The sequence below is a fragment of the Prochlorococcus marinus str. MIT 9515 genome, from assembly GCF_000015665.1.
Lineage (GTDB): Bacteria > Cyanobacteriota > Cyanobacteriia > PCC-6307 > Cyanobiaceae > Prochlorococcus_A > Prochlorococcus_A marinus_P.
On sequence record NC_008817.1, the window covers coordinates 213,486 to 226,428 of the forward strand.

Below are 12,943 nucleotides of genomic sequence, written 5' to 3' on the forward strand. Positions count from 1 at the left end.
GGATTTAAGAATTTAGATGAAACTAAATAAACCTACTTTCTTTGGCCGTATTATTGCTTCAAAATTATACTACAGAGCGTTAACTTTCAGGCTGGTAATCTTGTAATGCATTTATGTCGACTTGAACAGAAGGTCCCATAGTTGAAGTTACATAAAAAGTTTTCCAATACTTACCCTTCGCACCACTAGGCTTATTTTTATCGATAGATTCTTGTAACGTCTTTAAGTTTTCAAATAAGGCATTTTCGGTAAAACTAGCTTTTCCAAAACGAACATGTACGATTCCAGCTTTATCTGCTCTAAATTCTAGTTTACCCGCTTTAAATTCTTTTATTGCACTTGCTATATCGCTAGTTACAGTACCGGCTTTGGGATTTGGCATTAATCCCCTTGGGCCCAAAACCCTTCCAAGTTTTGCAACTTTTGGCATCATATCAGGTGTTGCAATCAGCAAATCAAAATCCATATTACCTTTATTAATGCTTTCAACCAAATCCTCTTCTCCAAAAAGATCTGCACCTGCAGATTTGGCTTTTGCTACATTTTCACCGCTGGTTATAACAGCAATTTTAATACTTTGGCCAGTGCCATGAGGAAGAGCTACGGTTGTTCTTAGCTGTTGATCTGTATATTTTGGATCAATGCCTAAACGAATATGAGCTTCAATAGTCTCATCAAATTTAGCGTTTGCATTTTCCTTGATAATGGCTAAAGCTTCAAGGGGAGCATATGTGCGATCCTCTATCTTTGTTGATAGAGCAGTCATTCTTTTGGATAGTTTTTTCATAATATATTTGGGTTCAAACGGTTAAAGAATTAACCTCCCCTAAAAAGTGAATGTTTAGAATTGAAATTATTCAGTAATTGAAATACCCATATTTCGAGCAGTTCCTTCAATCACTTTCATTGCTGATTCAATACTTGTACAGTTTAAATCAGGAAGCTTTGTTTTGGCTATCTCCTCTAATTGAGATTTACTTATATTGCCAACAGACCCTTTTGAAGATTCACCAGATCCTTTTTCAATTCCAGCGGCTTTAGTTATCAAGACTGAAGCAGGTGGAGTTTTAGTTATAAAAGTAAAGCTTCTGTCTTCAAAAACGGAAATTTCAACAGGAATAACAAAACCGGCTTTATCTTGTGTCCTTGCATTATATTCTTTGCAAAATGCCATTATATTTACACCGTGTTGACCTAAAGCTGGACCCACTGGTGGGGCGGGATTTGCTTTACCAGCTTGCAATGCTAGTTTAATAACCGCAACGATTTTTTTTGCCATTAGATTTCTTGAATTAAAACGATAGTTAAAATGATTATTTTACTCGATAAACAGAAATAATAATTAATTTTGTTTATTGATTTGCGAGAATTCTAATTCTACAGGAGTTTCGCGCCCAAATATTGAAAGTAATGCTTTTAATTTATTTCTTTCTCCCGAAACTTCTATTACTTCACCCTGAAAATCTTTAAAAGGTCCACTCGTAACAATAATTCTATCTTTTTCTTCAAGATCTAATTTTATTACAGCTTTCTTCTCTGAGGCGCGCTTAAATATTCTATTTACCTCTTGCCTAGATAATGGTCGAGGTTTGATATGCCCTCGTGATCTACCACTGCCTCTCCCATCTTCAGCTCCAACAAAATTAATAACATTTGGAGTACTTTTTACAGCCATCATGGTATCTTCATCCAAAATCATCCTAACCAACACGTAACCAGGGAAAACCTTCTCCTCTGTTGTTTGTCTGGATCCATCTTTCTTAAGTTTAATTCCGGGAGTTTGAGGAATCTCAATCTCTATAATTCTATTATTAACACCTAAAGTTACTGACCTTTGTTCGAGAGTAGCTTTTACTTTCTTTTCACAGCTGGAAGCAACTTGAACGGCATACCACCTAGCAATACTGGTATTGGCCTTTTGGGAACCAAGATTTGCTGTTAATTCATTACTCATTTTTCTTACTCTGGAAACTGGATAAATAATCTTTTTAAAATTATAGGATTAAATCTATATTTAAAAATTTTTTTAATTTAACGGAAAATTTGTGATGCGGCCCATCCATAAAATCTGCTCACAGATGCAATTGCAGCTGCAGAAAAGGATACCATAATGATAACAGCAACAGATTCGCTAAATAACTGTTGTTTGTTAGGCCACACAACTAGTTTAAGTTCATCGACTGTGGAAGTTAAAAAATTCTTCTTTTTCTTGGGCTCTTTTATTTCAGAGGGCTCTTTTATTTCAGAGGGCTCTTTTTTAAGAGGTTTTTGATTAGTAGGACTTGACACAAAATTTTATTTTAGTATAGGCTTCGAAAGCTTAAAACTATTTTAGCTCATTGATTTACTCATCAGCTAGGTTTAAATAAAATCTCATCTTTTTTTGAAGGATTAATCTTTACACTTATATTTTTTTTATTTTTAAAATTTTCCTCTAGTAATCTTGATGCTAGTGGGTTTTCTATTTGTCTTCTAAGCTCTCTACTTAAGGGCCTAGCACCATATTCAGGTTGATAAGAATCATTCGCAATTTTTAAGATAACTTTTTTATCAATATTAATGTTTATTCCCTGCTCAAGAAGTAATTTCTTTAATTCGTTTATTTGTAAAAGAATTATTTTTTGTAGTTGATCAATTGAGAGGAGATCAAACTTTACTACCTCATCGATTCTGTTTAGAAATTCTGGTCTAAAAATAGATGATAATGACTTATTAATAGACTCTTGTAAAGCATGTTCTCTTAATTCAGAGTTTTCTTTATTGTTTGGAATTTTTTTGGCATCTTCTAAGATTATTTTTCCAGCTAAATTACTTGTCATTATGATTACTGTATTTTTGAAGTCAACTGTTCTTCCTTGAGAATCAGTTAATCTTCCTTCATCTAAAACCTGTAGGAGGACGTTGAAAACTTCTGAATGAGCTTTTTCGATCTCATCAAGAAGAATTACGGAATAAGGTTTTCTCCTGACTGCTTCAGTTAACTGCCCCCCCTCTTCGTAACCGACATAACCTGGAGGTGCTCCTAAAAGCCTAGCGACAGCATTTTTTTCCATATATTCACTCATATCCAACCTTAATAAGGCTTCTTCTTCATCAAATAATGATGATGCTAGAGATTTTGCTAATTCCGTTTTCCCAACTCCTGTAGGACCCATAAATAAGAATGATCCAACAGGTCTTTTAGGATTTTTCATTCCAACTCTCGCTCTTCTTATTGCAGAAGAAACAGCTTCTATAGCTTTTTTCTGCCCAATAACTTTTTCGCTTATTTCTAACTCTAAATTAACTAATTTTTTTCGTTCATTAGAAACTACTTTAGCCATAGGAATACCAGTTATTTTTGATATAACATCAGCGATATCATCAGGTTCAACTTGATATTTAAAATTAAATTTCTTATCCCTTTGAGGATTTTTGAATCTGCTCTCAATGTTGTTTATTTCAAATTCGACCTCATTAAGTTCTTCCTCTAGGTTATTCAAACGCTCAAAATAATTTATTTCCTCGCTGTTCATATTTAATTCTTCGATTTCGAGAATAAGTCTGTCCTCTTCATGTAACAAAAAAGTTAATTGTTCCATTTTTTCCTGATCATTATTCCAATTATTGATAATTGCGTTCAATTTATCTGTAGCTAATTCTTTTCTCTCTAATAATTTTTCTCTATCTTCAATGTTTTCAGGTGAAAGATCTTTTAACTTATTTTCAATGTTATAAATTTTGCTTTCTTCATCTAGGATTATTTGAGGTTTTATATTAAATTCTATCTTTAATTGAGCTGCTGCTTCGTCAATCAAATCTATTGCTTTATCCGGAAGAAACTTATCGCTTATATATCGATCTGCAAGTCTTGCAGAAGAATTTATCGCTTCTTCGGTAATTCTAATACCATGGTGTAATTCATATTTCTTTTTTATACCTTTCAAAATTTGCGCAGTTAATTCTACTGAAGGCTCATTAACTAATATTTTTTGAAAACAGTTATTTAATGCTTGATCTCTTTCAATATTTTCTCTAAACTTTTCAGGAGTGGTTGTCCCTATACATCTCAGTTCCCCCTCAGTAAGTAAAGGTTTTAAGATATTGCTTATATCTGCTGTAGATCTATCAGAACTAATTATTGTATGAATTTCATCAATAAATAAAATTATGCCCTGATTTGAGTCTTTTATTTCGTTAAGTATTAAACTTAGTCTTTCTTCTAATTGACCTCTAAATTTTGTTCCGGAAACTAATGCTCCTAAGTCAAGAGAAATAATTTTTAAGTTTTTTAATGAATCAGGAACTTTTCTTTCCACTATCAGTTGAGCAAGTAATTTAGCAATTGAAGTTTTGCCAACTCCAGGATAACCAATGAGGATAGGGTTATTTTTACTACGCCTAGATAAAACTCTCATTAAATTATTAATTTCATTCTCTCGTCCGACAACTGGATCGAGCAAACCTTTTTTCGCTGAGTCAGTTAAATCTTTTCCATAAAGAGAGAGTGCATTCTGGCTACTATTATGTTGAGTTTCAATTTTCAGATTATTTTTCGGTGTGGTAATTATAGGTTTTGTTTTTTCTATTAGGGCTTTTTTATCAGTTTTATTTATTGATTTATTCTCTTTATTGGTAATATTTTTTTTATTCTCAAGGTAATTTTGCCTTGGATTAATATTGGGAAAAATTTTTAATTCTTCCTCTAATTGTTCTACTGAAAGGTCCCCTTCTTGAAAAACATAATTTCCTATTCTTGCATCTCTACCTAATGCAATTAACAAATGAGGAATCTCTATTAAATTAGATCCCCACTGAGTTTTTATTTGATTTGCATTATCTAGTAAAATCTCTAAATCTTCACCAATAGTAAAAATATCTGAATCATTTGTGGGTGTCTCCTCTAGAAAATCCTCAGTTATGTCTAAAACTGTATCTTGATCTATTGATAATTTTTCTATGAATGCAAAAAAATCACTTGAAGTAAACAGAGTATGAATAATGTGTTCAATATTGAATTCACTATGGTCCCATTTCTTTGCAGTTTCTTCTCCTAACAAAAGAAGATTCCAACTTATATCACTAAAAAGTTCTGGATTTGATGTAAGAGTTTCTCTCATGAACTATACAAAAGTATTACTTGACCATTCAATTTTTATCTTAATTAAGATAACCCTTAATGATCATTAGAGTTTTTTAATTATAAGATGAAATTAAAATTTTCTTATAAACTAAAGCGAATTTGATTTATTTAATAGATTATTTCAAAATTGGCTTATTTACTAAGAGATTCTTCAGGAACTTGTTTTGAAATCAAAAAAAAATTATTTGATTATCTTCTTTATATGTCAGATATTAGCCAAATACTTCAGCTATTTATAGGATTTAAATAGTATTAATTAAATTGTGAAAGAAACTATTGATTTTCTTATTGACACTATTGAAGCTAGGCAAGTGCTTGATTCAAGAGGAAACCCCACTGTAGAGGCTGAAGTGTTTTTGGAATGTGGTGCTATCGGCAGAGCAATAGTACCAAGCGGAGCAAGCACTGGTGCTCATGAAGCACATGAATTAAGAGATGGTGGGACAAAATATATGGGAAAGGGAGTCTTAGATGCGGTTAATAAAATTCATGAGACCATTTCTCCTGCGTTATGTGGATTATCAGCTTTAGATCAAACAATCATTGATAAGTTAATGATTGAAATTGATGGAACTCCTAATAAATCTAATTTAGGAGCTAATTCTATTCTTGCAGTGAGTCTAGCTAATGCTAGAGCTGCTTCAAAAGCCTTGGATATGCCGTTATATAGATATCTTGGAGATCCATTATCTAATCTTCTGCCAGTTCCATTGATGAATGTAATTAATGGTGGTGCTCATGCACCTAATGGTCTTGACTGCCAAGAATTTATGCTCGTACCTCACGGGGTGAAAACTTTTAGTGAAGCACTAAGAATGGGTACTGAAATATTTCATTCACTCAAATCTTTGCTTGATAAAAAAGGATTATCTACCGCTGTTGGAGATGAAGGTGGTTTTGCCCCAGAATTATCATCGTGTGAAGCAGCAGGAGATCTGCTTTTAGAAGCTATTCAGAAAGCCGGATTTATTCCTGGTAAACAAGTATCATTAGCTCTAGACGTTGCGAGCACTGAATTTTATAGAGATGGTTTTTATAAATATGAAGGGACAAATTTAACTAGTTCTCAAATGATTTCTTATCTTTCAAATTTAGTTTCAAATTATCCAATTGTCTCTATAGAAGATGGATTGGGAGAAGATGATTGGGAGGGTTGGGCAGCCTTAAATAAGGAGATTGGCCATAAAGTGCAGTTAGTAGGTGATGATTTATTCGTTACGAATACTGAAAGGTTAAGAAAAGGAATATTAGAAAAATCTGCTAATTCAATCTTAATAAAAGTAAATCAAATTGGAACATTAACTGAAACTTTAGAAGCTATGGATTTAGCTAAAAGTGCTGGTTTTACAAGTGTTATCAGTCATAGAAGCGGTGAGACTGAAGATACAACAATTGCTGATTTATCTGTAGCAACTAGAGCTGGTCAAATTAAAACGGGCTCTTTGAGCAGAAGTGAAAGAATTGCTAAATATAATAGACTCCTAAGGATTGAGGAAGAGTTAGGGAACCAAGCTAGATTTGCTGGGGATTTAGGATTAGGTCCAAAAAATATATAAGATTAGATTATTGCTACTTCTTGAGCTTGTCTATTCTTGAACCTTTTCTCATGTTTAGTTGACATTTTATCCAATCAATACTTATTGGTGCTGCAAATAATAAAGGTAAAATAGCTAAATTATTTTGGTTCTTAGTCACAAGTAAAGCTGATGCTATTGTAAGGCTTCCCATAAGAATTGAATGTCCTAATGATTTTTGTGCAGTAAACATTTTCTTAAATTGCCTGTCAGATTCTCCCATCCTTATTTGAAGTTGTAAATCACCCTGCTCTAATCTCTCTAAACTCTCATCAATTCTTTTTGGGATGCCTACAGCCTTTGAACCTAATTCACCAACTTGTCTCCCGAATTGGTTAATTAAATCGTTTGGTGATTGATTATTAGAAGTCATGAGGTCAATTAGATAAGGCTTAGTAATTGATACAAGGTTAAACCCTGGGTCTAACATTCTACCAACTCCTTCAAAAGTTGATAGTGCTCTCATCACAAAAATTAAATCCACTGGTAGTTGAAAAGGAGTTTCATAAACAAGTTCATATAAATCCCCAGATAGTTTTTCGATAATTTTTGGGCTGAATGGAGGAGTTAAAGCTTCTTTTAGCATTAATCTAACTAATCTTCTTACTGGTCCAACATCTATATCTTTGGAGATCAAGCCTGCTTGTTGTAGTTGAGTGACAAGTGAAGATGCATCTCTCAATGCTGCTGATTGAACCATAGATCCCAATCTGACTTGTAGGTTATTTGAAATATTGCCCATCATCCCAAAATCATAAAAGATTAATTTGCCTGAATTTGAAACGGCTAAATTCCCAGGATGAGGATCAGCATGAAAAAAACCATAATTTACTAGTTGTTTCAGATAGCTAATTGCACCTATTTCGGCAATCTTAGGTAAGTCAATGTTCTTAGACTTTAATTTTTCAATATCACTTATTTTTATACCTTCTAAATAACTAAGACAAAGGACTTTGTCACTACTCAAGTCCCAAATAACTTCAGGGACTTCTACATTATCATCATCAAGAAATTGTTGTCTAAATCTTGCGGCATACTGTGCTTCACATTTAAAATCTAGTTCTTTCATCAGAACTTTTCTGCACTCTTTTGCTATATCAACCCAATTTCTTCCACGACTCCAATTCCTATTCTTTTGCAGTACAAAAGCAATTTGTTGCATTATGTTCAAATCGATTATGAATAATTGCTTAAGATTGGGTCTTTGAACTTTAAATACAACTTCTTTCCCATTTCTCAAAGTCGCTCTATGAACTTGAGCTAAAGAAGCTGATCCAATTGGCAAATCATTAATTTTGTTAATTTCTGAGAATTTCTGCCCGAGTTCGGTTTTGATAATTTCCTCAACTTTTGTATATGAAAACTGAGGAACTTGATCTTGTAACTTTGATAATTCTTGTATCCAAGTATTAGGAATTAAATCAGGTCTTGCCGACAATAGCTGACCAATTTTGATAAAGGCAGAACCAAGATCAATTAATTGATTAGTAAACCACCTAGCTCTTTTTATTTGAACTTTTTTATTTTTATCTTTGTTAGTTTGAAAAATTTTAGTTTTTAAATTATCTATCCATAAATTGACTAAAAGTAAAATAAGTGTTTTCCAAATAAGAAAGCTTCTTTTGATTTTTTGTATTCTATTTTTTAATTTATGATTACTCATTAAATTGTATTATTCATTTTCATATTGAATTTTTCAATTTTTTCTTGTATTTCTTGTATCTCTTTTAAAACTTCATTTAAGTTTGGATCTTTATAAGATTCTGAATTATTAGTATTTCTTTTTTGACCCATTTCATTTTCCATTCTTGCAGCCTCTTCAATTATGGCTCCTTTAAGTGTATCTAATTCTTTTTTGATGATTTCAGGGGCCTCTTGAGCAATACTTGTAGCTTCTTCAAATTTTTCTACAACTATTTCGTTTAATTTTTCACTTACCTTTTTAATAGCCGCTTTTAAAAGATAATCAGAATTCGTCATAAATAATATTTAAAGCCTATTAGTGATTCATAATCATAACTTAATTGATAATAGATCAATTGAGAACAAATCAGGCAATTGATTTCCTTTTGCATTTGTCGATTTGTTTTTCCTATGTAAGTTTGTATCTATATTCTGCTTTTTTCTTTTTTTTCTCTTAACTTATATTTATGTAAAAAGGTTAGAAATTTAAAAAGTATATTTTTCTATCCAAAAACTCATCTAATTATTGATTAAAAGGAGTTTTCTTAAATTGGAAATTATTGAAACAGATGTAGCTATTGTTGGCGGAGGTCCAGCCGGATGTACCTGTGCATTGTATACATCTCGTTCTAATCTTAAGACAGTTATAATTGACAAAAATCCATCTGTTGGAGCTTTAGCAATAACTCATCAGATTGCAAATTATCCAGGGGTTCCTGTAGATATTAGTGGTGAAAAATTACTTACATTGATGAGAGAACAAGCTGTTCAATATGGGACTGATTATAGAAGAGCTCAAGTATTTGGTATTGATGTTGGTAAAGATTGGAAGACTGTTTATACACCTGAAGGAACTTTTAAGGCTAAAGCACTTGTATTAGCAAGCGGAGCAATGGGTAGACCTGCTTCTTTTAAAGGAGAAGCAGATTTCTTAGGTAAAGGTGTCAGCTACTGTGCCACATGTGATGGGGCTTTTTATAAAAATAGAGAGGTTGCAGTTGTTGGAGCTAATAAAGAGGCAATTGAGGAAGCAACTGTGCTCACAAAATTTGCTTCAACGGTACATTGGATTACATCAAGTGATCCAAAACAAGATAATGAGGAGGCGAAGGAATTGATGGATATTTCTAATATTAAACATTGGAGTAGGACGAGATTATTAGAGATATTAGGAAATGATATGGGTGTAAACAGGGTGATTGTAAAGAATAAACAGGAAGAAGGACCCATTAATATTGATTTAGACGGAGTCTTTGTTTATATGAGTGGTTCTAAGCCAATTACTGATTTTTTAGGAGATCAAATTGCCTTAAAGGAAGATGGAGGAGTAATTGTTGATGATTTTATGTCTACAAATTCTGATGGTGTATGGGCTATTGGAGATATAAGAAATACACCTTTTAAGCAAGCTGTAGTCGCAGCATCAGACGGATGCATAGCAGCAATGTCTATCGATCGATATTTAAATAGTAGAAAAAATATAAGAGTAGATTGGATACACTCTTGAAATATTGATAGAGTGAAAAATTATAGAGGTGTGGCTTCAGAGATATAAGCTACTCCGCCGTAATAACTTAAATCTGACTTGATATTGTCGCGCATTTGATCAATTAATTCTTGCTCACAGAAAACTATTACATGAGCGTTTGAACCTAATCCAGTAAATTCCATATCTTCTGTAACAAATCTTTCTGGCCCTCTTCCAGTTGCATGTTTCATAATTGTATATCCCGGGACATTAGCTTTCTCTAATGTATCGATAATTGCATCAAGTTCTCTTTCACTAAAAATTAAATCTAATCTTTTCATCTTTTACAAAGGGGTAATTGGAATGATTTTATTTACTAAACTCATATAAATAGGAATACCTAGAACTATATTAAACGGAAAAGTTAAGCCTAATGTAGTAGAAATATAATAACTTGATTTTGCTTCTGGAACTGTCATCCGCATGGCTGCCGGTACCGCTAAATATGAGGCACTTGCGCATAAAACTACAAATAAAAGAGCGTTCCCAGGTCCTAGAGATAAAAACTTTGCCACAAAAACCCCTATTAGAGAATTAAATAATGGCATAAAGATTGCAAATCCAATTAAAAATGAACCAGCGTTCTTTAGTCTGGGTAATCTTTGAGCTGCAACTATTCCCATATCTAAAAGGAAAAAGCACTCTGCACCATAAAATAACTGTCCAGTAAAAGGTTCCATTTTTGTAATGGCTGCGGGATTACTGAAAGCCGTAAGAAAACCGACAACTAAACTGGATAATAGTAAATAAACTGAACCATTCAAAAAAGACTCATGCAAGATTGAACTAAGATGCATTTTTCTTGCATTAGGTCTATCTTGAGGACCTGCAAATTTTACTATTAGTAAGCCTACAATTATGGCTGGAGATTCCATTAAAGCTAAAGCTCCTACCATAAACCCATCAAAATCTATACTTTGACTCTCTAAGAAACTTTCTGCTGAGATAAAAGTTACAGCACTAATAGATCCATATGCAGCTGCAATAGCTGCAGAGTTAAAAACATCAAACTTGTACCTTAATATAAAGAATCCAATTATTGGAATTATTAATGACATCAATATTGCTGCCCCTAATGTTGGTAAAACCTGATCGGTAAAACCACTTTTCTGTATTTCAATGCCTCCTTTAAAACCAATTGCTAAAAGCAAGTATAAGGAGAAAAGTTTTGGTAATGGAGCAGGTATTTCTAAATCGGATTTAAAGAATATAGAAATTGCTCCAATTAAAAAAAACAGTACTGGAGGTGCTAATACATTTTGTATTATGGGATTTACTTCCATAAATTATTAGGCTAATTCATTTAAGGCAGCTTCTAAAGCTTCTTTCCTCGTCTCTATTATGCCACTAACTCCAAATTTAGATAATCTTTCTTTAACTTTTTCATTTGCTCCAGCTACAAATGCTTTTCTAGAATTGTTTTTAGCTTCTTGCATCATATCTTCAATAGCAAGTGTTGCTGTTACTCCAAGTCTAGGGACATCAGTAATATCTAAAATTAAAATTTTATAGTTTCTCACTAACATCATTCTCTCGGAAATGCCTTTAGCTGCTCCAAAACTTAGTGGGCCTTTAAGTCTAAATAACATGACTTCTCCAGAACATCTATCTAGAAGAGCCTTTTCATCAGCAGGTAAAAGGTTTTGACTTTGCTGATCCTCATTGGATAAAGGATTATCCTTGTCCATCCCCTCCAATTGAGTTTCAGTAATTGAATCTATTGTTAGCATATTCGCAATAAATACTCCAACTAGTACTGCCCATATTAAATCCCAAAAAACCGTCATTAGTAATACTCCGTACATCACAACTGAAGTTTTAAGAGATAATTTGTGAGCTCTTCTCAGGAAACCCCAGTCAATAATATCTAAGCCTACTTTGATAAGAATACCTGCCAAGAGAGCAGTTGGGATTTGCTCTGCTAATGGGCCTGCACCCACTAAAACAATTAATAGAACAATAGAGTGAACCATCCCAGAGATAGGTGTAGAACCCCCAGATTTGACATTGATAACTGTTCTCATTGTCGCACCAGCACCTGGTAAACCTGAAAATAGTCCTGCTATAGCATTCCCTATTCCTTGTCCAATTAATTCTCTATCAGAATTATGTTTTGTTTGAGAAATATTATCTGCTACTAAAGATGTAAGTAAAGAGTCAATGGCTCCAAGGACCGCAAGTACTAAGCCTGCTTTAAAAATAATAGGAAAGTATTGATTAAAACTTGGGAAACTTAAAGATGGTACACCTCTAGGAATTTCACCAATTCTGTCTAATGCTCCATCTCCGAAAATAAGAATTGATATTGGTGTAACTATTAATAAAGCTAAAAGAGGAGATGGGACCCATTGACTAATTTTTCTGGGTGTTAGAAATACTATTCCTAATGTCATTATTGCCACTCCAACAGCTGCTCCATTAGGCTGGAAATTAGAAAATACAGTTGATAAAGATTCTATTACGCCTCCTCTAGTACTGATTCCTAATAATGGACCAATCTGAAGAGTAATTATTATGACGCCTATGCCAGACATGAATCCGGAGACAACAGAGTAAGGAACTAGCGTTATATACTTACCAAGCTTTAAGATTCCAAATAAAATTTGTAATAATCCGCCAATCACCACTGCGGCCATCACTAGAGGTAAAATTTGGCCTGCTGAAAGATCTCTTGGTACACCAACAGCAGCCAAACCTGCGACAACTCCCGCTACTGTAACGCTCATTGGACCAGTGGGACCACTTACTTGAGAAGGGGTACCTCCAAATAAAGCTGCTAAAAAGCCAACTACAACTGCACCATATAAACCGTAAATTGCCCCGCCAGGACCTAATGCGGCATTACCAAAAGCCAGTGCAAGAGGTAAGGCGACCACGGCAGCTGTGATGCCTCCTAAAATATCACCTCTAATATTTTTAAGATGAAATCCATTGATAATGTTCAAAGATACTCTCCTTAATAAATCTAATAAGTAATGATAATATCTCTTTTTGTCGTTAATTTGTTAAAAATATATAATTTGTGCAAGATTTTTC

The 12,943-nt window shown here is 33.3% G+C and carries 12 protein-coding genes; 2 read left to right on the forward strand and 10 right to left on the reverse strand.

The genetic code is table 11. The features are described from left to right. Positions 1-79 precede the first annotated feature (79 nt). The 5 genes from rplA to P9515_RS01155 all read right to left on the reverse strand — a co-directional run bounded on the left by rplA (position 80) and on the right by P9515_RS01155 (position 5,099). A complete protein-coding gene (gene rplA / locus P9515_RS01135) occupies positions 80-787 on the reverse strand; it encodes a 50S ribosomal protein L1 (RefSeq protein ID WP_011819555.1) in 708 nt (235 codons plus the stop codon). A 66-nt stretch (positions 788-853) separates the two neighbouring features. Then, positions 854-1,279, reverse strand: a complete 426-nt coding sequence (rplK, locus tag P9515_RS01140; RefSeq protein WP_011819556.1) for a 50S ribosomal protein L11 — start codon at positions 1,277-1,279, stop codon at positions 854-856. A 63-nt stretch (positions 1,280-1,342) separates the two neighbouring features. After that, the gene (gene nusG, locus P9515_RS01145; RefSeq protein WP_011819557.1) at positions 1,343-1,954 is read right to left on the reverse strand and encodes a transcription termination/antitermination protein NusG; all 612 of its coding nucleotides are present in this window, start codon (positions 1,952-1,954) and stop codon (positions 1,343-1,345) included. 77 nt (positions 1,955-2,031) lie between these two features. Beyond that, on the reverse strand, positions 2,032-2,241 hold the full coding sequence (gene secE, locus P9515_RS01150) for a preprotein translocase subunit SecE (RefSeq protein ID WP_225867111.1): 210 nt from the start codon (positions 2,239-2,241) through the stop codon (positions 2,032-2,034). 110 nt (positions 2,242-2,351) lie between these two features. Next, positions 2,352-5,099: an ATP-dependent Clp protease ATP-binding subunit gene (locus P9515_RS01155; protein WP_011819559.1), complete on the reverse strand. Its 2,748-nt coding sequence runs from the start codon at positions 5,097-5,099 to the stop codon at positions 2,352-2,354. A 286-nt stretch (positions 5,100-5,385) separates the two neighbouring features. On the opposite strand from P9515_RS01155, the gene eno reads away from it, so the two are divergent. Next, positions 5,386-6,678, forward strand: a complete 1,293-nt coding sequence (eno, locus tag P9515_RS01160; RefSeq protein WP_011819560.1) for a phosphopyruvate hydratase — start codon at positions 5,386-5,388, stop codon at positions 6,676-6,678. 13 nt (positions 6,679-6,691) lie between these two features. On the opposite strand, the gene P9515_RS01165 is transcribed toward eno, so the two are convergent. Both P9515_RS01165 and P9515_RS01170 read right to left on the reverse strand, forming a co-directional pair. Continuing rightward, positions 6,692-8,359, reverse strand: a complete 1,668-nt coding sequence (locus P9515_RS01165; protein WP_011819561.1) for an ABC1 kinase family protein — start codon at positions 8,357-8,359, stop codon at positions 6,692-6,694. After that, positions 8,359-8,676, reverse strand: coding sequence for a hypothetical protein (locus P9515_RS01170; RefSeq protein WP_011819562.1), 318 nt, complete (start codon positions 8,674-8,676; stop codon positions 8,359-8,361). Before P9515_RS01170 ends, P9515_RS01165 begins: the two co-directional genes overlap by 1 nt. A gap of 253 nt (positions 8,677-8,929) precedes the next feature. Here P9515_RS01170 and P9515_RS01175 point away from each other — a divergent pair, with 253 nt between their 5' ends. Continuing rightward, positions 8,930-9,886 (forward strand): NAD(P)/FAD-dependent oxidoreductase, encoded by a 957-nt coding sequence (locus P9515_RS01175; RefSeq protein WP_011819563.1) that lies wholly within the window; start codon positions 8,930-8,932, stop codon positions 9,884-9,886. A 20-nt stretch (positions 9,887-9,906) separates the two neighbouring features. Here P9515_RS01175 and P9515_RS01180 read toward each other — a convergent pair whose 3' ends face one another. From P9515_RS01180 to P9515_RS01190, 3 genes are read right to left on the reverse strand one after another with little or no spacing between them, the layout of a single operon-like run. Next, a complete protein-coding gene (locus P9515_RS01180; RefSeq protein WP_011819564.1) occupies positions 9,907-10,188 on the reverse strand; it encodes a DUF3240 family protein in 282 nt (93 codons plus the stop codon). 3 nt (positions 10,189-10,191) lie between these two features. Continuing rightward, positions 10,192-11,190 carry a sodium-dependent bicarbonate transport family permease gene (locus P9515_RS01185; RefSeq protein ID WP_011819565.1) on the reverse strand — a complete coding sequence of 333 codons (999 nt, stop codon included), beginning with the start codon at positions 11,188-11,190 and terminating at the stop codon, positions 10,192-10,194. Positions 11,191-11,196: 6 nt separating this feature from the next. After that, positions 11,197-12,852, reverse strand: coding sequence for a SulP family inorganic anion transporter (locus tag P9515_RS01190; protein WP_011819567.1), 1,656 nt, complete (start codon positions 12,850-12,852; stop codon positions 11,197-11,199). Positions 12,853-12,943 lie beyond the last annotated feature (91 nt).

Coding starts and splice junctions, on each gene's coding strand:
- nusG (WP_011819557.1), bottom strand. CDS start 1,954: ATGAGTAATGAATTAACAGCAAATCTTGGTTCCCAAAAGGCCAATACC.
- rplA (WP_011819555.1), bottom strand. CDS start 787: ATGAAAAAACTATCCAAAAGAATGACTGCTCTATCAACAAAGATAGAG.
- P9515_RS01185 (WP_011819565.1), bottom strand. CDS start 11,190: ATGGAAGTAAATCCCATAATACAAAATGTATTAGCACCTCCAGTACTG.
- P9515_RS01155 (WP_011819559.1), bottom strand. CDS start 5,099: ATGAGAGAAACTCTTACATCAAATCCAGAACTTTTTAGTGATATAAGT.
- P9515_RS01170 (WP_011819562.1), bottom strand. CDS start 8,676: ATGACGAATTCTGATTATCTTTTAAAAGCGGCTATTAAAAAGGTAAGT.
- P9515_RS01180 (WP_011819564.1), bottom strand. CDS start 10,188: ATGAAAAGATTAGATTTAATTTTTAGTGAAAGAGAACTTGATGCAATT.
- rplK (WP_011819556.1), bottom strand. CDS start 1,279: ATGGCAAAAAAAATCGTTGCGGTTATTAAACTAGCATTGCAAGCTGGT.
- P9515_RS01165 (WP_011819561.1), bottom strand. CDS start 8,359: ATGAGTAATCATAAATTAAAAAATAGAATACAAAAAATCAAAAGAAGC.